The sequence below is a fragment of the Planctomicrobium stercoris genome (genome assembly GCF_051465655.1).
Lineage (GTDB): Bacteria > Planctomycetota > Planctomycetia > Planctomycetales > Planctomycetaceae > Planctomicrobium.
Genome location: NZ_CP195791.1, coordinates 4090408 through 4112385, shown reverse-complemented (window position 1 = coordinate 4112385; position 21978 = coordinate 4090408). Strand labels below are relative to the sequence as shown.

General features: G+C 57.0%; 16 protein-coding genes. 6 read left to right on the top strand and 10 right to left on the bottom strand.

The window, feature by feature from the left end; genetic code table 11:
- Positions 1 to 31 precede the first annotated feature (31 nt).
- The 7 genes from SH661x_RS16510 to SH661x_RS16480 form a co-directional block, all read right to left on the bottom strand.
- A complete protein-coding gene (locus SH661x_RS16510) occupies positions 32 to 826 on the bottom strand; it encodes an SDR family oxidoreductase (protein ID WP_437223653.1) in 795 nt (264 codons plus the stop codon).
- 3 nt (positions 827 to 829) lie between these two features.
- Positions 830 to 1840: a Gfo/Idh/MocA family protein gene (locus tag SH661x_RS16505; protein ID WP_437223650.1), complete on the bottom strand. Its 1011-nt coding sequence runs from the start codon at positions 1838 to 1840 to the stop codon at positions 830 to 832.
- 166 nt (positions 1841 to 2006) lie between these two features.
- Complete coding sequence (locus SH661x_RS16500; RefSeq protein WP_437223648.1) at positions 2007 to 2852, bottom strand: SGNH/GDSL hydrolase family protein; 846 nt, start codon at positions 2850 to 2852, stop codon at positions 2007 to 2009.
- A gap of 95 nt (positions 2853 to 2947) precedes the next feature.
- Complete coding sequence (locus SH661x_RS16495; protein ID WP_437223645.1) at positions 2948 to 3376, bottom strand: hypothetical protein; 429 nt, start codon at positions 3374 to 3376, stop codon at positions 2948 to 2950.
- Positions 3377 to 3541: 165 nt separating this feature from the next.
- Positions 3542 to 4495 carry a DUF1559 family PulG-like putative transporter gene (locus SH661x_RS16490; RefSeq protein ID WP_437223642.1) on the bottom strand — a complete coding sequence of 318 codons (954 nt, stop codon included), beginning with the start codon at positions 4493 to 4495 and terminating at the stop codon, positions 3542 to 3544.
- A 244-nt stretch (positions 4496 to 4739) separates the two neighbouring features.
- Positions 4740 to 5414 carry a GntR family transcriptional regulator gene (locus SH661x_RS16485; protein WP_437223640.1) on the bottom strand — a complete coding sequence of 225 codons (675 nt, stop codon included), beginning with the start codon at positions 5412 to 5414 and terminating at the stop codon, positions 4740 to 4742.
- 262 nt (positions 5415 to 5676) lie between these two features.
- Entirely contained in the window at positions 5677 to 6156 is a 480-nt protein-coding gene (locus tag SH661x_RS16480; RefSeq protein ID WP_437223638.1) for a DUF2721 domain-containing protein, read from the bottom strand.
- Between the two features lie 473 nt (positions 6157 to 6629).
- Here SH661x_RS16480 and SH661x_RS16475 point away from each other — a divergent pair, with 473 nt between their 5' ends.
- From SH661x_RS16475 to SH661x_RS16465, 3 genes are all read left to right on the top strand, one after another.
- Positions 6630 to 7919, top strand: coding sequence for an efflux RND transporter periplasmic adaptor subunit (locus SH661x_RS16475; protein WP_437223636.1), 1290 nt, complete (start codon positions 6630 to 6632; stop codon positions 7917 to 7919).
- Positions 7920 to 8016: 97 nt separating this feature from the next.
- The gene (locus SH661x_RS16470) at positions 8017 to 11250 is read left to right on the top strand and encodes an efflux RND transporter permease subunit (protein ID WP_437223634.1); all 3234 of its coding nucleotides are present in this window, start codon (positions 8017 to 8019) and stop codon (positions 11248 to 11250) included.
- Between the two features lie 153 nt (positions 11251 to 11403).
- A complete protein-coding gene (locus SH661x_RS16465) occupies positions 11404 to 11988 on the top strand; it encodes a TetR/AcrR family transcriptional regulator (protein ID WP_437223631.1) in 585 nt (194 codons plus the stop codon).
- 160 nt (positions 11989 to 12148) lie between these two features.
- Here SH661x_RS16465 and sthA read toward each other — a convergent pair whose 3' ends face one another.
- From sthA to SH661x_RS16450, 3 genes are all read right to left on the bottom strand, one after another.
- The gene (sthA, locus tag SH661x_RS16460) at positions 12149 to 13549 is read right to left on the bottom strand and encodes a Si-specific NAD(P)(+) transhydrogenase (RefSeq protein WP_437223628.1); all 1401 of its coding nucleotides are present in this window, start codon (positions 13547 to 13549) and stop codon (positions 12149 to 12151) included.
- 199 nt (positions 13550 to 13748) lie between these two features.
- A complete protein-coding gene (locus SH661x_RS16455) occupies positions 13749 to 15185 on the bottom strand; it encodes a UdgX family uracil-DNA binding protein (protein WP_437223625.1) in 1437 nt (478 codons plus the stop codon).
- A complete protein-coding gene (locus SH661x_RS16450) occupies positions 15185 to 16435 on the bottom strand; it encodes a putative DNA modification/repair radical SAM protein (protein ID WP_437223623.1) in 1251 nt (416 codons plus the stop codon). Before SH661x_RS16450 ends, SH661x_RS16455 begins: the two co-directional genes overlap by 1 nt.
- Positions 16436 to 16712: 277 nt before the next feature.
- Here SH661x_RS16450 and SH661x_RS16445 point away from each other — a divergent pair, with 277 nt between their 5' ends.
- Genes SH661x_RS16445 through SH661x_RS16435 form a run of 3 tightly spaced genes read left to right on the top strand, consistent with a single transcriptional unit; the run spans position 16713 to position 21951 of the window.
- Complete coding sequence (locus tag SH661x_RS16445; protein ID WP_437223620.1) at positions 16713 to 17810, top strand: ligase-associated DNA damage response exonuclease; 1098 nt, start codon at positions 16713 to 16715, stop codon at positions 17808 to 17810.
- Positions 17807 to 19408, top strand: coding sequence for an ATP-dependent DNA ligase (locus SH661x_RS16440; RefSeq protein WP_437223618.1), 1602 nt, complete (start codon positions 17807 to 17809; stop codon positions 19406 to 19408). Before SH661x_RS16445 ends, SH661x_RS16440 begins: the two co-directional genes overlap by 4 nt.
- On the top strand, positions 19405 to 21951 hold the full coding sequence (locus SH661x_RS16435) for a ligase-associated DNA damage response DEXH box helicase (protein WP_437223615.1): 2547 nt from the start codon (positions 19405 to 19407) through the stop codon (positions 21949 to 21951). The genes SH661x_RS16440 and SH661x_RS16435 overlap by 4 nt, the downstream gene beginning before the upstream one ends.
- The last annotated feature ends 27 nt before the right edge of the window (positions 21952 to 21978 follow it).

The following is a 21978-nucleotide window of genomic DNA, read 5'->3' as shown; positions in this document are numbered from 1 at the left end:
CAAGGCGTCGGGGAGTGAACTTTCCGGGCCGTCACCAAGCGGTCCAGCCTCCATCAATCACGAGGTTTTGACCGGTCATGTAGCTGGAAGCGTCGCTGGCCAGAAACACGATGGCCCCTTTGAGTTCTTCAGGCTTCCCCATCCGTTTCATGGGGGACTTCTCAGTCAGTCTTCCCTTGAGGTCGGGCGAGACCCAGTCCGGGGGAAACGGGCCAGGCGAGAGGCAGTTCACGCGAATTCCGTCCTTTGCCCAGTACACAGCCAGGTGGCGGTTCATCTGAATCACGCCCCCTTTCATCGCGTGGTAACTGACGGGACTGGCCGCACAGATCCCCTCATAGGTCTCGGGATAGGAACCGACGAGGCCGTACATCGATCCCAGGAGGACAAGACTTCCGGTCGACTTCCGTGCAACGATGTGAGTGTGAAACAGTCTCGAGAGCAGAAAATAGCCGGTCAGGTTGTCGAGCTGCCGACGAAATGCCTCAGCTGTGACGTTCGTCCAGTCATAGGGCTGCGGTTCATTTCCGTTGTTGATCAGGATGTCGATCTGCCCGGCGAAGCTCACCGCATCCTGAAAACCCTGAGTGAGAGAGGCTTCATCCATCTGGTCGATCTGGACAGCGCCGTGCGATTTTCCTTCGATCGCAGGTAACAACTTCAACAGTGCCTGACTCTTCTCAAGGTTTCGACTGCTGACGATGACCTGAGCCCCTGCCTCAGCGAGCGCCTGTGCCATGGCAGTCCCCAGATAGCCGGTGGCGCCGGTGATCAACGCCACCTTCCCTTTGAGACTGAACAGCTCCTGCACCGTTGGGTTTGACATGAGTTACGCTCCCCGTGCTGTTGTGGAACGCCATGCCTGCGACTGCGCACTTTCCAGAATCGCCAGGTTCGCACGGAGTGTCGAAACTCCTTCTTCCAGCTGGCATAACGGCTCAGTTTTCCCTTCAACGGCGTCCAGAAACGCATTCGCCTGCCGCGTGAAAAGGGTGTCGCGCTCCAGTAACAGCGGAGCGGAGTCTGTCCACGGGGACTCCGGTTCTTCCATCCAGCGCCAGCGAGTTCGATGATTCTCGAACCGCACAGCTCCTCGCTCGCAGAGAACGGTGACGGTCAACTCGTTCGGTGCCTGATGCTGATTCAATGCGTAGCTGGCCATCACGTCTCCATGACGGGCGAGCACATGAACGGTGTCTTCGACCTTCACGCGAGGAAGCACCAGATGTTCCAGATCCGCGACCACACGGTCGACCGGTCCCACCAGCCATTCACCGAGATTGACGATGTGCGTCAACGCGTCCTGAACGGCCCCGCCCCCCAGCTTGCGGTCGGTGTAATAGATCTTGTCGTAAGCAGGACGATATGTCGGGAAATGCTGCCCGCAGACGGCCACCAGCTCCACCGGCTTTCCGAATCTCTTCGACAGCAATGCCTGCCGCATCTCCGTCGTGATCGGATTCGCCCGATGAATGTAAGCGACGCCCGCAACTCCCCGACTGGCTTTCGCGGCTGCCAGAAGTTGATCCACGCCATCCAGCGTGACACTCAGCGGCTTTTCGATCAGGACACTGATGTCCCGCTGCAGCAGTTCGATCGCCTGTGGAATGTGCAGTGGCGCCGGAGTCGCGATGACAGCTGCATTCCAGCTGCGGCTCAAGGCAGATTCGAGTGTGGGGAATGACGAAGCGTTCGGGTATCGCTGAGCGATCTGTTCTGCAAGGTCAGGACGCGTCTCGACGAAGCCGACATCAGCACGTCCCGTTGCCAGAAAGCAACGCAGATGGCGTTCGCCAATTGAGCCGGCGCCGATGATCAGAACTTGATGGGCTGGAGACACGATGATCGCTTTGAGTTTCGATGGATTGTGAACGGTGCGGATAGGCCCATGGAAAAAGGGATGCCACCTGCGCAGGCACGCACCATCAGCGCGCTGACACTTCGGTCGCTTTGCAGGAGCAAGTCTGACCGATCAGTTCATGGGTAATGGTGATCAGGAACTGCCGTTATTGAGCAGCAGGCGAAGCGTTACTGTCGCCTGCGTTTTTTCGCAGATCGTCAACCAGATATTTGGCTGTTTCGACCGCAATCACGTTGTACCCGGCCAGGTTTGGATGACGGTCGTCGTACCAGCCGGGAAGGTGGCCGAGAATTCCGTCCAGCTCGTTATCCATTGCTACGACCCGCTCCCCCTGAATATACGGCTTCAACATGGGGAGGTACTTTTCCGGGACCTGATTGACCGGATATCGGCGATAGTTCAGTGCGTTTGGCCCCTGAATCTTCAATGCTTCCGCGTAAGGAGGATAGATGTCGAAGACCGGCAGCTGTTCTTCTGTTGCCACCTGGAACACAATGTCGTTGACCACTTTGCTGGCATCGGGGTTCAGATAGGGAATGATGGTCATGGGGACGATCTTCGCATTCGGATGATCCTTCCGCAGTCGGGCAATCAGTCCGTGATAGTCCTCAGGGAAATTCTTCGGGAAATCTTCGCGACGGGTCAGATCGTTGATGCCATACCGGATGAAGACGTAATCGACTCCCGGCAGTTTGGAGGCCACCGTGTCATACCGTCCGGAGGTCATGAGTCGATGAATGGTGTCGCCGCTCAGGCCGGTGTTGATGACGTGCAGCGGCGGCAAGCCTCCTTCAGCAGCGACAAGCTGTTCAATCACCCGCTCCAGATGCGGCCCCGCCGGCTTGGACGCCCGGGGAATCGACCCCTCTGTCGTGCTATCCCCCAGCAGCAACACCTGCACCTTGCCGTCATGCTCTGCGTGGACGGGAATTGTGGTGAAGAGCGTGACATGGACAAACGCGGCCAGGAGGAGAAGTCGATTGAAGCTCACTTGTAAAGAGTCCCGGGGAATCAGCGGTTGACAGCAGAACTTCATGTTTTTGCGATCAGTTGTTGGTTCATAATGCATGTCGAAAGAACGAAATGCTATTTCGTGAGATGAAAGTCCAGCGTGAGTTCGCCGTTTCCTGATTGGATGGTCTCAATGAGATCAGAGTTCTGATGATATTTTGCAGGAATCGGAGTGAACTTCGGGACTCCTCCTGCCAAGAGCTGGTCATCAGACATCCCTCGAGTATCCGGCATGGATTCGATTTCGACCCGGACTTTGCCGACAGGGATCCCTCCTTTTCCGTTGCAGAGATATTTGCCCTCGGTAATTACTGCTGTCGCGACGGGTCCTGTAGGTTCTGGAATGAACCGGATGGTTCCGTAAGCAACTGCAGTTCCATCGTAGGTGACGGTCCCGGAGACAGCACGACGTTGAGGTGCGTCCGACCTCCCGGGGCACCCCGGGCTGGCCAGAAGGGAAAATGTCAGACACACGTGGGCCAGATACTTGAACACAATATGCACTCGCTTGATTGAAATAAGAGGCCGAGTCGGCGCGGAATGGCCATCTCGTGAAGATCTCAGGGGCTCAACGACGTCGTTGTCGCCCCTGGTGTCAGGCTGCCGTTCCTCGGATCAGTTTCGGGGCTCGATCTTAAGTACGGTAAGTTTAATGACCGAACAGTGTGATCAGTACTCACCGAGCGTTTCTCCACCGGATCGGGTGGAAAGTGCGGTGAGGGTCCCTTGGTGGATGTTCTCGGAGATGAATCGGACCGAGCCGTCACAGAGTGCGAAGTGTGCACCTCCAGTATGGAAGCTCGAAAATCCTTGCGGACGAAAGTTGAACGTCCCTTTTCCCGGGACCGTGGTGCTTCCATTCACCCCCCAGCTGGTGTCGAAGACATCATAGGCAGCGTAAGTGTTGCCAGTGAGGGTTGTGGGCGAACTGGGATTAAACGATGCATTTGGATTTCCTGTCACTTCGCCGGTCAGGAGTGTGTTACTCAGCCCATCCGTAATGTCACGGAATCTTACGCGTGAGATCGCGAACAGCACCCCTTCGCCATTGGTCCTGGGAGTCAGTTGGGAGCAGCGCCAGTCTGTCGAACCTAAGACTCCCCCCATATTCGTTTTCGGCATACCGTTCAGAATTGATCCTGCGAGTGAACCCACAAGCCACGGCTGCGGATCAGTTGGACAAAGGTACGTATCGACCCGCCCGATCGTTTTCGAAAAGTCGAAATTCGCAGGCAACTGGAGAGGGGATGGGACTGTCATGTTCAGGTTTTGATATCGATTTGCCTGATCAATGAACGGGAGAATGTGAACACCCCACGAAAAGATCGAGGAAACACCGCCGGGCGGCAGCCAGCTTGGAGTGCCGTAACAATTCGTTGCGGCTCCCGTCGATGCAGCTTGCCCAATGGGAAGCGTACTGTGCGTTTCGTGATAATTGTGTAGAGCCAGCGCCACCTGCTTGAAGTTGTTTTTGCACGCAGACCGCCGGGCGGCTTCTCGTGCTTGTTGAACCGCGGGAAGCAGCAGGGCGATCAGAACTGCGATGATGGCAATGACCACCAGCAGCTCGATCAGGGTGAACCCTTTCACTGAGCGTTTCGACCCGGGAGAGACTAATGCCATCGGACATACTCCTCGATTGAGATTGCAGAAATGCTACTGATTAAATGAATCTGAAGCGGCGCGGTCAGCTGAAGCTCACCCCAGAGAACGACGGACACAAACTGCAAATTGATCTGTGCATGCGAACTGCGTGCATAAAAAGACGACTCGCACGGACAGCGATGCGAGTCCATGATTGATCAGGAACACAGCAACCCGTGAGGGAAGCGTTTCTCCCCCACTCGAATTTCGATGACAAACCGCCCTATCGGGCTGCTTTCAGTCCGATTTTTGTCTTCAGTAAATGATTTTGAATGCGCGAAATCGCTTCATCCGCCTGACCCTCCTGGACGAGAGAAAGGATCTCGCGATGATCGCGAATGGTGGCAATCTCGTTCGCACGCTGGGCGGCATCCGTCACCGGGGTCGCCACGAAAATCATTTGGGCAGAGTGCGAAAACATTTGTATCAATGGGGGATTTCCAGACAGTTCCAGCAGTTTCTGGTGAAACAGGAAATCCGCTTCGGCGAACCCCGTCGCCATGCCAGCCTCGTGGCACTTCTCCAACATTTCGCAGACAGCCTCCACCGGCTGAAATGCTGACTTCGGTAAACGTCGCTCACAAGTGAGCTTCACCCCGCCGGTCTCGAGAACCACACGCACATCGACGATCGCGTCGATGTCAATTTCATCCAGCCGAGGTGTGAAGAACCCGCCGCTGTCACGACGAAGGAGCAGGCCGTCGTGGACCAGGAGGACCATGGCCTCACGAAGTGCCGCCCGCTGGACCTGAAGTTTCTCGGACCATTCGACTTCGCGAAGCCGGGTCCCAGGGGCGACCTGAGCACAGATCAGCATTCTTCGGAGAATCTGGTAACACCGCTCGCTGCTGCGGATCGCGTGTTCGCCATTCTGGGAAGCCTGTATGATCATGGACATGAGTGTCTCCAGAAATGTGTACAAAGTCAACTGTAAAATGTTTAAATTCTATGCCAGGGTCGGAAAGGCTCCGTTCGAAGGTCGGTCATTTGCCTCGTTTTCGGCCTTATTTTGTGGGGGTCGGTCTAGAGTTCACCTAGAAAGATGTCGCTTCGTGCGAAAATGCTACGGCGATTTTTGTGTACAAAACTCGCCTCTGCAGGCGAGGCGGATCAGCCATCTTCATGCGAGATGCATCGCAATCGCCTGGAAATGGTTGAGGCTAATCTTCGACGCGGGCTCTGACATTAGCGGCCCGGTCGCTGAGAACTTTCACCGCGATGCGGGTCTCCGTCAGCAGGATGGACGAACCGTGAACGAGAGCCGCCACTGCGACAACCCCAGCTGCGACCCCGCCAACTTCCATCATCTGCACGAAGAATGTCGTCTCGAACGGGACCAGGACCGCCCCCAGCAGCGAGATCAGCACGGAGCAGGCAAACGCCCCCAGTGCGACATAAAAGCTGCGAAGTCCTCGCAGAAGCAGGATGGTTCGTCGTTCCGCTGCGGAGAGTTCCCGCAGGCGGCGTTCGGCTTCGCTGGAACGGAGGTTGGTCTCTGCTTCCAGCTGTTTTGAGAGCTCGCGGGCGCGATCCACCGCCCGAGCCAGGCGGTTGCTGGTGCTCATGATCAGGACTGAAGAGGCGTTGGTGAGAATCGCCGGCGCCACGATCAGCGAAAGAATCGCGAAAGGATTTTCCATGGATGACGAGTTGATTGAATCGGCCGGCCAAAATTCATGAGCGGGAGCATTTTATTCGGATGGAACGGATGCAGGTAGGCACGGATCCGTGTTTTCGGGGTCATTTGCTCACCGAACCCGAGAAATCCAGGGGTGGGCCGTTGGGGGCGTGATTGGCTTCCTCGGACATGTCGCCCCGTCAGTCGGGAGGGGGCGGTCGAAGAGAGCTCCGTTTTCCAAAAGTCAAAGCAAAAGTCGTCTTATTGAGAAAGTTGTTGACTACCGACCGGCCAGACGGTAGCGTTCACTTCGTCCACAATATTTCATCGCAGGCGAGTTGATGGAAACGGCTGGTGGATTTCGTGTCCAGGAGTCCAAAAGGCGCGCACCAAAGTTCGCCAGTCGTGTCCGCGTCATCGAGCGGTGTTTCGTTGCGAGCTTTCTTCATGCAGAGCGGGTCGTCTCAGTTTCCAAGTTCGAATTGCCGGTTTTCAATGAGTATTCGATCGTTTTCATCGGTGTGGCTGGCTGGTTTCACTGTCGTTCTTTGTGGATGCACTGCTCAGAACCAGTCGTTTGAAGCTCCTCCACCGGAAGTCATTGTTGCGTTTCCCGTGCAGCAGCCGATCGTCAGCTACGTCGAGCAGACCGGAACTGCTCAGGCCACGGAGCGGGTTGAGCTGCGTCCGCGCGTCGCTGGTTATCTTCACGAAAGGAAGTTCTCGGACGGAGACTTCGTGGAGGCAGGTCAATTGCTCTTTGTGATTGATGAAGAGCCGTTTCGGGTGAAACTCGATTACGCACGTGCCCGGGAGAATGAGGCAAAGTCGAATCTGCTGCGAGCCAAGCAGTCCAAGGCGCGTGAAATTGCACAGGCCAAGCTGACACTGGCTCAATCCGAGCGTCAGCTGGCACTGATCAACCATGAACGAAACATCGGTCTGCTTGGACAGAACGCGCTGTCTCGACAGGAGTACGATAAGACGGAAGCAGCGCTGCGGGCTGCGGATGCAACGATTCAGGAGAATGAGGCTGAAGTTGAACAGTCCAAAGTCACCTACGACACGAATCTTCTGAGTGCCGAAGCGGCTTTGGCCCTGGCGGACTCCGAAGTTCGAGCGGCTGAGATTGACCTGGGTTATTGCCGGATCACCGCACCGATTTCGGGAGTCATCGATCGCCGCTCAGTGGACGTCGGGAACTATATCTCCGCGGACAATTCGACCATTCTGGCGACGATCGTCAGTATCGATCCCATCTACGCCTATGCTGCCATCAGCGAAGACGAACTGATTCGTCTGAAAAAGAGATATCCGGACCTCAGGGGTGATGCGGTCGTCCCCGTGCTGATGGGGATCGGTGAGAACAGGGAGTTTCCTTATCAGGGGGTGATTGATTACGTCGCCCCTTCGGTTCAGGCAGCGACCGGCACGGTGCAGATCCGGGGAGAGTTCACCCACGCAGGGATGGTGATGCCCGGAATGTTCATCCGCATACGGGTGCCGGCTGAAGAGATTCCCGATGCGATTCTGGTTTCAGAACGCTCGCTGGGATACGACCAGGCAGGGACCTACGTCTATGTCGTCAATCACGAAGAAAAGATTGAACGTCGAAGTGTTGTCCCTGGAGATGCGATCGACGGGAAGCGTGTCGTCTCCGGAGACATCAAGATGGGCGAGCAAGTCATGGCCGATGGTCTGCTGAAAGTGCGTCCGGGAATGAAAGTGAAGCCAAAACTTCGGGAAGAGACGGAGTCTCCAGCGGAGAAAGTCGCCGGGCAGTAGTGATGTCAGCACTCACCGACGGATGAGTTCATGTCAAACTCCGGAATTCGAATGGGTGCTTTCGAATTCCATGTGTCTTTAACAGTCTCTGCTTTCCATGCTTTACCGATTCTTTATTGATCGTCCGATCTTCGCGAACGTGATCGCGATTGTCACGATGATCATTGGGGGGATCTCGCTGTACACCTTGCCGGTGGAGCAGTATCCCAAGCTGACTCCGCCGACGGTGCAGGTGGTGGCGAATTACCCCGGAGCCAACGCCAAGGTGCTGGCAGACACCGTTGCCGGTCCGCTCGAACAGGCGGTCAACGGCGTCGAGAACATGATCTACATGAACTCGGTCTGTTCCGACAACGGGACGTATACGCTGACGGTGACGTTCGAAGTCGGTTCCAATCTCGACCAGTCTCAGGTGCTGGTGCAGAACCGGGTCGCGACCGCCTTGCCGCGACTGCCGCAGGAAGTCCAGCGACTGGGGGTGACCACCGTTAAACAGTCGACCAACATGGTGATCGTCATTGGTCTGACGTCGCCGAATGACGAACATGATGGTCTGTATCTGAGCAATTTCGCCGAAATTCAGGTCAAGGATATTCTCAGCCGCGTTCCGGGGGTCGGGAACACTCAGGTGTTCGGCAGCAGCGTCTACGGGATGCGGGTCTGGCTGGATACGGAGAAACTGAAGGCCCGCGAACTGACAACCGATGACGTCATCGCTGCAATCAGTTCGCAGAACGTTCAGGTGGCTGCCGGACAGGTCGGTCAACGTCCCGCAAAGAGCGATCAGAACAATCAGTTCACGGTGTCGACTCAAGGACGGTTCAGCAATCCCGAGGAGTTCGGGGAGATCATCGTGAAGTCGGTCCCGGAAGGGGAAACCGGCGTCCGACTGACCCGGGTGAAGGATGTCGCCACGATCGAACTGGGAGCCCAGTCGTACGCCACATGGATGGAAGTGAGCGGCAGGCCGTCCGCAGGGGTCGCTGTGTTCCAGTTGCCGGGAGCCAACTCGCTGAGCGTGGCAAAGGCTGTCGAGAAGCAGATGGAGGAAATCGCCCACACGTTGCCGCAGGGAGTGGCCTACAATATCGCTTTCAACCCGACGGAGTTCGTTGAAGAGTCGATTCACGAGGTGTATCACACGCTGTTTGAAGCGGGCGTACTCGTGCTGGTGGTGATCCTCGTGTTTCTGCAGGACTGGCGGGCGGTGCTCATTCCCGCGACGACTGTTCCGGTGACGATCATCGGTGCGTTTGCAGCGATGGCTGCTCTGGGCTTCTCGATCAACATGCTGACGCTGTTCGGTCTGGTGCTCGCTATCGGGATCGTGGTGGACGATGCGATCGTGATCGTCGAAAACGCGGTCCATCACATTGACCGGAATCAACTGGCCCCGCGACCTGCCACCATCAAGGCGATGGGAGAAGTGATCGGTCCGGTCATCGGGATTACGTTGGTGCTGATGGCAGTGTTCGTCCCGACTATCTTCATGTCCGGGATCACGGGGAAACTGTATCAGCAGTTCGCTCTGACGATCGCTGCGACTGCGGTTATCAGTGCGATCAACGCTGTGACATTGAAGCCGGCCCAGTGTGCGGTCTACCTGCGGCCGACTCCCGCTCGGAAGAACATTTTCTTCAGGGCCTTCAACTACGCGTATGACTTTTGTGAACGCATCTATACCCGAATCGTGAAGGCCATTCTCCCTCACGCCACAGCCATGATGGTCTTGTTCGTCGTGATTGCCGTGGGGACCGGGTATTGGTTCACCAAACTCCCCTCCAGCTTTGTGCCGCCGGAAGATCAGGGCTACGCCATTCTGGCGGGGATGCTGGATGACTCCGCTTCACTGGAGCGAACGGAAGAAGTCATCAAGCAGCTCAATCAGATTCTGTCGGAAACTCCCGGGGTGAAAGACTGGTTCACGATCGGCGGGATGTCATTGCTGGACGGAACCAACTTCCCCAATGCAGTGACCATGTTCATGACGTTCGAGCCGCGACATGAACGGCTGAAGGATCCCGCACAGTCGATGGATGCCATCATTGGCGGGCTTTACGGGCGGATCTCTCAGATTCCCGAAGCGATTGTCTTTGCGTTTCCCCCTCCGGCCATCGAAGGTCTCGGACAGACGGGTGGATTCGAATTCCGTCTGCAGGATCGCAGCAACCTGGGACTGGAATCGATGCAGTTTGTGGCGGATGAAATCATCGCGCAGGGAATGAAGCAGTCTTCGCTTTCAAGTCTTCAGACGTCCTTCCGGGCGGGCGTCCCGCAGCTGTATGTCGACATCGATCGCGAGAAGGCGATGAGCCTGGGAATCCCGCTGTCGACTGTCTTTTCAACGCTGCAGGCATCACTGGGGTCCGCGTATGTGAATGACTTCAACAAGTTCGGCCGCACGTGGCAGGTGCAGGTGCAGGCTGATCAACAGTATCGTCGTCGGCCCGAAGATATCCGGCGACTGGAAGTTCGAAACGAAAAAGGGGAGATGATTCCGCTGGGGGCCTTCGTCAAGGTGAAACAGACCACCGGCCCGCAGATGATTCCCCGCTACAACCTGTACCCCAGCGTGACCATCAACGGCAATGCCTCTCCCGGTTTCAGTTCCGGTCAGGCCATGGAGATCATGGAGAAGATTGCCGATGACAATCTTCCGCCGGGGATGGGATACGAATGGAGTGGAATGTCGTATCAAGAAAAACGGGTCAGCGGACAGGCGTTTTACGTCTTCGGCATGGCCGTGCTGATGGTGTATCTGGTGCTGGCAGCCCAGTACGAAAACTGGTTCCTGCCGGCAGCGGTGATTCTCGTGGTGCCGCTGGCGTTGCTGGGGACTGTGGCTGCTGTCGCGGTTCGCGGAATGGACAACAACATCTACACGCAGATTGGAATCGTGTTGATCATCGCACTTGCCAGTAAGAACGCGATTCTGATCGTGGAGTTCGCGAGGGATCTCCGCGATCAGGGATTGAGTATCCGTGATGCGGCTGTGGAAGCGGCACGGATGCGGTTCCGTCCGATTCTCATGACATCGTTCGCTTTCATTCTTGGGATCTTTCCGCTGGTGATTGCGAACGGTGCCGGAGCGGCCAGCCGTCGTTCTCTGGGAACCGCCGTGTTTGGTGGTATGATTGCAGCGACGCTTCTGGCTGTTTTCTTTGTTCCGGTCTTCTATCTGGTGATGCAGACACTGAGCGAGAAGCTGTACGGACACAAGTCCCGCCGATCGCAGGAGGAGGATCAGGACGAAGAGATGTCAGGGGACAAACCTGCTTTGAATGGAGGCCACGGACACGGCCATCCGTCCGTCAAGCTCGCGACCCATTGAAGGGAACGTCATGGGAACGCATACTGATCGCGATCAGCCGATTCAACTGCAGCGACAGCGGTCCGTTTGGCAGCGACTGAGCAGGGACAGGACCGAGGCTGCATCACGAGAGTGTCCGGTCGAGAGAATGGCTTCAGGAGGAGACCTTTCCGCATGACAACCACAGATTCAACAAAACGCCAGCCAGCCGAGACTCGTCACAAGCTCCTCGAAGTTTCTGCGACAATTCTCGTGGAAAAGGGGATGGCTGGGTTCACGCTGGATCTGGTGGCCAAGGCGGCCGGGGTCAGCAAAGGGGGCCTGCTGCATCATTTTCCCAGCAAGCAGCATCTCATCGATGCCCTGGTGATCGACCTGCACGAACAGTTTCTCGAACACTGGCGCCGTGCGGTCAGTGAGGATCCGGTGGAGGCCGGTCGACTCACGCGTGCCTATCTGCGGGTGGCGACTCAACGCAGCGAAGAGCCCTCGTCCCGTCTGTGCAAGATCATCGCTGTGGAAGATCGACAGAACGCGACAATGCGCAGTCTGTGGCGGAACTTCCTGACGAATCTGATTCATTCCACGCAGCCCGGTGGAGCAGATCCCATCTCGCTGGCGATCGTCCAACTGGCGACAGACGGGCTCTGGCTGGCCGAGATGGAAGGAATTCTGGACGGAACGTCACAGCTCTTCACCAGCATTGTTCAGCGACTGGAAGAGATGACAAGAACCGTGTCTCCGGACGTCCGCGCGTAAAGAATGCAGTCGTTCACGCTTCGTATTCGGAGTGTCAGTTCTTCGCGGCTCTCTGCATTAGAGCGGTTTTGACAATAATCTATTCCGTTCCGCAGGCGATAATATGGACTTTCATGCGGTGAAAATCCTGAATCGCCTGCACATGATAGACCAAACTGTTCTAGAACAGTCGATTCAATCCGTTGAGTGCAGCGACGCGGTACGCTTCCGCCATGGTCGGATAGTTGAACGTTGAGTTCACAAAGTACATCAGAGAGTTGTTCTCTCCCGGCTGCGACATGATCGCCTGCCCAATGTGGATGATCTCGGAAGCTGTCGATCCGAAGCAGTGAATTCCCAGAATCTGCAGCGTCTCACGGTGAAACAGAATCTTAAGCATGCCGGTCGTCTGTCCGGTGATCTGGGCGCGGGCCATGCTTTTGAACATCGAATGTCCGACTTCGTAAGGGACCCCTTCCGCTGTCAGTTCTCGCTCTGTCCTTCCGATCGAACTGATTTCCGGGGAAGTGTAAATCCCGGTGGGAATGTCACGGATCATTGCCCGTTCGCAGCTGCCGTTGATTCCGTGATGCGCAGCGTATCGGCCCTGAACGTACGCGGCGCTCGCCAGTGACGGGATTCCGACTACATCGCCAACGGCATAGATGTGCGGCACAGGTGTCTGGAAGTCTTCGTTGGTCTGAATATACCCCCGGTTATCAATCGGGATATTCAGCGCCTCCAGCCCGATGTTTTCGGTATTCCCTGTTCGTCCGGCGGCCCAGAACAGGATGTCTGTTTTGATCTGCTTCCCGGACTTGAGGTGCAGGATCACACCGTCGTCCGCGGTCTGAACTTTCTCATAGGATTCGTTGTGGCGAATCAGGCAGCCGCGCTCGCGCAGGTGATAGCTGAGTGCATCGATGATTTCGTCATCCAGAAATTCCAGCAGCTTCCCACGTGTGTTGATCAGGTTGACCTTCACGCCGAGGTTGCGAAACATCGATGCGTATTCACATCCGATCACTCCGGCACCGTAAATGGTGATCGACTTGGGAGTGTGATTCAGATTCAGAATGGTATCACTGTCGCACACGAGCGGATGGCTGAAATCGATATCCGCCGGGCGGTACGGACGGGATCCGGTCGCGATGACGAACATACTCGCGTTGAGGCGGCGCTTGCCGCCGTATTCATCACGCACTTCGATGGTGTGTGGATCAACAAACACAGCGTGCCCGAAAATGATGGGGACGTCGTTGCGTTCGTAGAAACTGTTCCGCATGTCGACCTGCTTCTCGATCACCGAACTGGCGCTGCGGCGCAGTGCGGGGAAGTCAGGGATGCTGGCAGTCGTTGCCGACTCGCGAAACATCTTGCTGTGGAAGAACTGAGTCGCCTGAAAGATGGCGAATCGCAGGGCCTTGCTGGGGATGGTTCCCCAGTGCGTGCATCCCCCGCCGATGGAGCCGTGCCGTTCGATGACCGCCACGGATTTGCCAAGCTTCGTGGCCTGCATGGCTGCCCCTTCTCCGCCAGGGCCGGTCCCGATTACAACCACATCGAAGGTCTTCTCAGTCATGGATCAATCGCTGTTGTCTGTCAGAAAGCTGTCCGGAAGCGCATGACACAATCTGATGTCAAGCCGCGTTGACCGCAAGCCCATTTCCCGCTCACAAGGGCGGAAACGCATCATATCCAGTGAATTGGATCTTTCGGTGGAAGAGCAGAATCCGGATAAGGCAGAACGTCCGGGGTGCTGGTGACCTGAACAGACCCGTTCAAGTGGCTTCATCGCTGCGAGTTTCTCGCGTCAGCATCTGAGCAGCGAGCTTCAAATCCCGCGTCAGCTGCTGTGTCAGTTCTTCCCTGCGAACCTTGTCCGGCATGCGGAGGATCGCAGAGGGATGGAATGTGGCCAGGGTGTTCGCACAGAAATCGGTGCTGACGATCTGGCCGAGATTTTCCGTGAGCTTGAAGCTTCGTCCGATGACCGACTGAGCGGCCGTCGCCCCCAGGCAGACAAGCACGTCAGGGCGAATCAGTTTCAGTTCGCTGGTCAGCCACGGTCGGCAGGCGGACATCTCGCGAGCGGAGGGTTTCGCGTGCAGGCGTCGTGTTCCGGACATCGTGAATTTGAAATGCTTGACCGAATTGGTCACATAGATTTTCGAACGGTCGATCCCCACCGAGTCCAGAATCCGATCGAGCACTTCTCCCGCCGGGCCAACGAACGGTTTGCCGGCGAGGTCCTCCTGATCCCCCGGCTGTTCCCCGACGAACACAAGCCCGGCCTTCACCGGACCCTCTCCAAACACCGTGTGTGTCGCATCTTTAAAGAGATCGCATCCTTCGCAATGGGCAGCCGCTCTGCGGAGGGCTGAATAGTTCAATCGGTCGGGCAGAAAATCGGCAGCACTTCTGTTCGAACCCTCCTGATGCTGGATCATGGTTTCCACCCTGACTGACGATTCCGCGATCAGATTGTGAATGATGTCCGCTTCAGGCAACGTCTTCCAATGCCGTCGCGGCATCTCCTGGGTCATCATCTTCAGGTTGATGCGGGCCGGGTTGAAGATGTTGGCGTAATAGACTCGCCACAGGTCCTCAAGCTCGTCTCCCTGCGGTGCTTCGCTGGCGGGGACGCCGGGCCCGTAGGTTAGTTTTTCCTGATCCCAGAAGACTGAGCGGTCGGGGGTCAGAATCGCCCAGTTCATTTTTGGAAATCGTCGTGAGAAGAAAGGGGCGACCAGTTGGACGATGTCATGGTCTGGTCGATGCCACGCGATGAACTGTTCCTTTTGGTCTTCCTGAACTTTTCTGAATCGGACAAACGCCTTCATTTTATGAGCATCACGACGAACGGCCTTTTCCAGCATGGTCAGACGATAAACGTCATCATCCGTGGTGACTTCGAGTAACGCGGGCTCGTCGTGCGTCAGTCGCCACAGCAGACGGTACAGGAGTTGAAAGCGTTGTCCGTCTCGATGACACGCAGCCATCTTCGCCCGTTCAAGAAATTCAGGGGGGACACGAAACGGTTGTCGGTTGTTGGATACGCCGGCAGTTTCAATAAACGTTTCTGCGGTCGTCGCAAATAACGTCGGGCTCTGACGGCCATCGACGAATTGAATTTCCGCGGGGGAGAGTGATAGAAGCAATGCGGCTCTGGCTGCATTTCGCCAATTGTCAAAGTTGTCGACGCTGATGAGCTGCATCACAGTTCCCCCGGAAGAGTGATGTCGGGATCAAAGAGCAGGAGCTGCTTCTGTTTCGGGATGAAACGTCTTCGCAGATGCTGTTGATCGAGAAGGAGCAGGTCCGGATTACTGTTCGCGGTGATGACGAAGGGGCCCGCTTTCTTCCAGGAGATTCGCAGCTTCTTCAGGTCTTCCACGCGCAGGGCGCGATGACGGCGGATCTTCAGAATCCGACCTACATTCCGGACTCCGATTCCGGGAATGCGCAACAGCAACTCACGATCCGCCGTATTCACGTTTACTGGGAAAAACTCCCGGTGCGTCAGTGCCCAGGCGAGTTTCGGATCGACATCGAGGGCTAGATTCTGATCTGACTCGACAACGATTTCCTCAGCACGAAAGCCGTAAAATCTCAGCAGCCAGTCGGCCTGATACAGACGGTGTTCGCGAACAAGCGGCGGACTCTTGCCGGGGAGCCGTGCGTCCGCGTGAGGAATGGGGCTGTAGGCCGAGTAGTAAACGCGTCGAAGTCGGTGCGTCTCATAGAGGGAAGAAGCGGTGTCGAGGATCTCGCGATCTGGAGTGGGAGTTGCCCCGACGATCATTTGAGTGCTCTGCCCGGCCGGAGTGAACGGCGGGATTTTGAAGCCAGCCTTCTTTTCGGTTTGATGGTCGTCAATCCGCACTTTCACCGTTGCCATGGCGGAATGAATTTCGTCGGACTTCTTCTCGGGGGCCAGCTGAACCAGATCGGCAGGAGTCGGAAGTTCGATATTCACGCTGAGACGGTCGGCCCAGCGACCGGCAGCAGCGATTAACTCTTCCGCTGCACCGGGGATCGTTTTGAGATGGATGTACCCGCCGAAACGATGCACCTCGCGCAGCTGCCGGGCCACCTGCACCAGCTGCTCCATCGTGTAGTCCGGGTTCTGAATGATCCCCGAGCTGAGAAACAGTCCTTCGATGTAGTTTCGCTGATAGAACTGCAGCGTGGTTCGCACGACCTCTTCGACAGTGAAGCGGGCACGCGGAGTGTCGCTCGAAATTCGATTCACGCAGTACTGGCAGTCATAGATGCAGTAATTCGTCAGCAGAATCTTCAGCAGCGAAACGCAGCGTCCGTCCGGGGTATAGCTGTGACAGATCCCCATCCCCTCGGTCGAGCCGATCTGACTCCCGGAGCGGGTGGATTTAGAACCGCTGCTGGCACAGGACGCGTCGTACTTGGCAGCATCGGCCAGGATGGCAAGTTTCTCACGGACATCCATTCAGACAGCACTCCTGCGGCGTTCTTTTTTTGTAGTCGATGGGAGACGTTTGCACAGAGAAATTCCCATGAGATTTCACCGTGTCCGGCCTGAATCACCATGTCGAAAAAATTTCGAAAAACCTCCTGTCGAACGACTTTGACAGGCATAGGATCAGGGGAGCTTTTCTTCACCCTGTATCTGCTTCTGCAGAACCGAATTTCGCGGAGGTCATTAACGGCTTCCGGTTGCATCAAAAACAAAAACAGCAACCGACTTCGCCTCGATGGGAGATGGGATGGCGGATCTGATTCAGAACACCCGCGAGGGGCTCTACTGCAGCGCCGGCGATTTTCATATCGACCCGTGGCGACCTGTGCCTCGGGCCATGATCACTCATGCGCACGGCGACCATGCCCGTCGCGGCAGTGGCCGCTATCTGACAACGACCGAAGGGCGTCACGTGCTGCAGACCCGTATGGGACCAGAGGCTGTGGTCGATACCGTCGAGTACGGGGAAACGATTTCAGTGAACGGCGTCCACGTGTCGTTTCATCCGGCCGGGCACGTGCTGGGGTCGGCGCAGATTCGAGTGGAACATCGGGGCGAGGTCTGGACCGTCTCGGGCGACTACAAAGTGGCTCCCGATATCACCTGCCGCACTTTCGAACCGGTTCCGTGTGACACCTTCATCACGGAATGCACCTTCGGGCTTCCGATCTATCGCTGGCAGCCGCAGAGCGAAACATTTTCAGAAATCAATCGCTGGTGGCGGGCGAGTCGCGAAGCGGGCAGGCTCTCTGTGGTGTTCGCTTACGCACTGGGGAAGGCCCAGCGAGTCCTGGCGGGTGTTGATCCATCGATCGGTCCGATCCTGTGTCATGGAGCTGTCGAACGGGTCAATCAGGATTACCGTGAGACCGGGATTCCGTTGCCGGAAACGAACTATGCAGGACGATTTGAGCGGACAAAGGACTGGGAAGGGGCATTGATCGTGGCTCCTCCCTCGGCGAACGGAAGCGTCTGGATGCGGAAGTTCGGTGATGCCTCACGGGCGTTCGTCTCGGGATGGATGCAGATTCGCGGAACGCGTCGTCGAAGAGCTGTCGACCGCGGATTCGTATTGTCGGACCATGCAGACTGGCCCGGCCTCCTTTCCGCAATTCAGGCGACGGGAGCCACACGGATCCTCGCGACTCACGGTCGAACCGCCCCGATGGTGCGGTGGTTGAACGACGCTGGCTACGACGCTGCTCCGCTTCGTACTGAATACGTTGGCGAGCGGGACGATGCCGATGTCGATGATCCTGAAGAAGCTTCGGACGAAGTTTCATCAACACCCTCGTACACCGCAGCAGAGATCGACACTGCCCCGGAAGAGGAGGCGTCCGAATGAAATCGTTTGCCGACCTCTATCGGACTCTCGATGAGACAACCAAGACGACCGTCAAAGTGGCGGCGATGCAGCAGTATTTCACCCACTGCAGCCACGCTGACGGTGCGTGGGCCGTCTACTTTCTGAGCGGGCGGCGATTGAACCGACTGATTCCAACCGGGCTGTTACGGAAGTGGGCTGCGGAGCTCGCCGGTGTTCCCGACTGGATGTTCGAAGAGTGCTACGGATCTGTCGGTGATCTGGCGGAAACGATGGCGCTGCTCCTGCCCGAGCCGACCGGGTCGACGAATTTGACTCTCTCGGAATGGATCGAACATCGGATCCGCCCACTGGCACGCATGGACGAAGAGGATCGTAGACACGCTTTGAACGCCGCCTGGAATGATCTGGCTGTCCATGAGCGATTCGTCTTCAACAAGCTGGTGACTGGGAGTTTTCGGGTGGGAGTCTCGCACGGGCTGGTCATTCGCGCCCTGGCGCTGGCGAGTGGATTGCCGCAACCGATCATCGCCCATCGACTGATGGGACAGTGGGAACCAACTCCGCAATTTTTCGAGCGGCTGATGTCTCCCGACACGGGCGAAACGGATTTGAGTCAGCCCTATCCGTTCGCACTTGCTCATCCGCTGCAGGCCGGTGAGGAATCTCTGGGAGACCGTTCCCTATGGCTGGTGGAATGGAAGTGGGACGGCATCCGGGGGCAGGCAATCCGTCGCGGCGGCCAGTCTTATCTCTGGTCGCGCGGGGAAGAATTGATTCTGGATCGCTTTCCGGAACTCCGGCCTGCGATTGATTCACTTCCCGAGGGGACGGTGCTCGACGGAGAGGTGCTCGGATGGAAGGGGGATCGCCCGTTGCCCTTTGCCGACCTGCAGCGGCGCATCGGTCGAAAAACGGTCGGGAAGAAACTCCTGACGGATGTGCCCGTCCGTTTCGTGGCATTCGATCTGTTGGAATTCGAAGGTCAGGACCGGCGATCTGCCCCGCTCGCAGAACGGCGTGAACTCCTGGAACAACTGCTTGCCGAGAACAACACGGACTCGCTGGTGATCCCGTCCCCACTCGTTGCGGGATTAACCTGGGACGAGCTGCAGGAGCAGCGCAGCCTGAGTCGCGATTCCAATGTCGAAGGGGTGATGCTGAAGAGACTGGACTCCCCGTATCCGGTTGGACGCGTCACCGGAATCTGGTGGAAATGGAAAGTGAATCCGTTCACCTGTGATGCGGTTCTCATGTACGCACAGCGGGGACACGGACGGCGGGCGAGTCTGTATACGGATTACACTTTTGGAGTCTGGGACGAAGGCCAACTCATCCCGTTTGCAAAAGCCTACTCAGGTTTGACGGATGCCGAGATTCGGGAAGTGGATCGTTATGTGAGGCAGAATACCCAGGAAAAATTCGGTCCCGTACGCTCGGTGAAGCCGGAGCTGGTCTTCGAACTGGCGTTTGAAAACATTCAGTTTTCGAAACGACACAAGTCCGGGATTGCGGTCCGTTTTCCTCGGATGTCGCGATGGAGGCAGGATAAGAAGCCCGATCAGGCAGACACGCTGCAGGGAATCAAATCGCTGATGTCCGGGGAGGTGAAGACATGAGCACGCTGGCATCTTCCTCAAAACCATTGCCCCGGAAAATCTCACAACGAGGATGGGCCATCGCGAAGCAGCAGATCAACAGCTGGTTCAAGCAACGGAACTGGAAGCCGTTTCCGTTTCAGAAACAGTGCTGGAGTGCGATGTCCCGGGGGGAAAGCGGTCTGGTCCACGCGACGACCGGAACAGGCAAAACGTACGCCGTCTGGATGGGTGTGCTGGCTCACTGGCTGGCGGAGCAGGCGACCGGTGGACCTCGCCAGCGGACGACCTCTCCCCCGTGCCGGGTTGTCTGGATCACTCCGTTGCGGGCGCTGGTTGCTGATACCCAGCAGGCCCTGCAGCGTCCATTGAGCGATCTACAGATTGACTGGACCATGGAGACGCGGACGAGCGACACTTCGACGTCCACCCGCAATCGCCAACGAACCCGCCTTCCGACCGCTCTGCTGACGACCCCGGAGTCGTTGTCGTTGTTCCTGTCTCGAAAGGAATCGCGGGCTCAGTTTGACGGACTGACGCATGTGATCGTCGATGAGTGGCATGAGTTGCTGGGGACGAAGCGTGGAGTCCAGACGGAATTGGCATTGGCACGATTGCGACGATGGAATCCGCAGCTGCAGATCTGGGGACTTTCCGCGACTCTCGGCAATCTGGATCTGGCCATGGAATCGCTGCTGGGGAACCAGCTGACCGAGGGAAAGCATTGCCTGATCGAAGGGCGGCAGCACAAGAAATTAGCCATCGATTCCATCATCCCCGAGACGATGGAGCGATTTCCCTGGTCGGGACATCTGGGACTGCGGCTGATCAAAGATGTCGTCGAGCAGATCGATCAGGTGGCCTCTTCTTTGATCTTCACCAACACGCGGTCGCATTGTGAATCCTGGTATCACGCGATTCTGCGACAGCGTCCTGACTGGGCTGGCCGCATGGCGCTGCATCACGGCTCGCTCGACGGCGAGACTCGCAGCTGGGTGGAACAGGGATTAAGGAAGGGGAGTCTGAAGTGCGTGGTCTGTACGTCCTCGCTCGATCTGGGGGTCGACTTCAGTCCTGTTGAACGTGTGTTTCAGATCGGCAGTCCCAAGGGAGTGGCCCGGCTGCTGCAGCGAGCCGGGCGAAGCGGGCATTCCCCCGGTCTCTTAAGCCGGATCACCTGCGTTCCCACCAATGCATTGGAACTGGTCGAGTTCGCAGCAACGCGCGATGCTGTCATCGCTGGTCACCTCGAATCGCGGATGCCTCCCTCCGGTCCGCTGGATGTGCTTTCACAGCATGTCGTGACTCTTGCCATGGGAGAAGGTTTCGACCCCGACGAGCTGTTCGAAGAAGTCCGGTCGACCTGGAGTTATCGGTTTCTGAATGCGGAGGAGTGGGACTGGGTTCTTGACTATGTCACCACGGGGGGAGCCGCGTTACAGGCGTATCCGGACTATCATAAAGTCCGCATTGATCATGACGGCCGGTTCCATCTGGACAATCAGCGACTGGCCCGGCAACACCGCATGTCCATCGGCACGATTGTCAGTGAGACATCCATGACCGTGCAGTTTCTCAAAGGGCCACGGATCGGAACGGTGGAAGAATCGTTTGTCGCCAAGCTGCAGCCGGGAGATCAGTTCCTCTTCGGGGGAAGAGTTGTTGACGTTGTGTTGATTGAAGACTCGCGGGTCTATGTCCGTCTGGCGAAGTCGAACAGCGGTGCGAGAATTCCTCGCTGGATGGGGGGACGGATGCCGCTCTCCTCAGAACTCTCCAGTGCCATCCGGCATCGACTTGATGCGGCTTCACGGGGCGAATTTGAAGGTCCGGAAATGCAGGCGGTCGAGTCACTCCTGCGACTGCAGTCACACTGGTCGGCGGTTCCACAGCTTGATCAGTTGCTGATTGAGCGGGTGACCTCCCGGGAAGGTTCGCACCTGTATTTCTATCCGTTTGCGGGCCGACTGGTGCATGAGGGGCTCGCCACTCTGTTCGCATATCGACTTGCCCGGAGAAACGCGAATACGTTCAGCATTTCGGCGAACGACTATGGTTTCGAGCTTCTCTCCAGTTCCCCAGCACAGGTGGAAGAGGCTGTGAATGAAGGACTGTTTTCCACGGACAATCTTGTCGACGACATCTTCCACTCGATGAACGCGGTGGAGATGGCCAAGCGGCAGTTCCGGGAGATCGCACACATCTCCGGGCTGGTCTTCGGAGGGTATCCGCATCAGAGAAAGTCGGCGCGGCAACTTCAGGCTTCGACCGGTCTGATCTATGACGTCTTCAAGAACTACGATCCGGAGAATCTTCTGCTCAAGCAGGCAGAGCGTGAAGTGATGGAGCGTCAGCTGGAGCAAACGCGATTGATCGCGACTCTGAATTCGATGCAGACCCAGGAGATTGTCTGGAGAACGCTCCCCAGGTTCAGTCCGTTCAGTTTTCCATTGATGGTCGACCGGCTGCGCGAGCGGCTTTCCTCCGAAAAGCTCTCCGACCGTGTGCGACGTATCCAGGAGCAGCTCGAGAAAGTTGCGAAGGCCCAGGACCGGAATGTCTGAGCGTCATGAATGTCAGGAAGTCGCGTC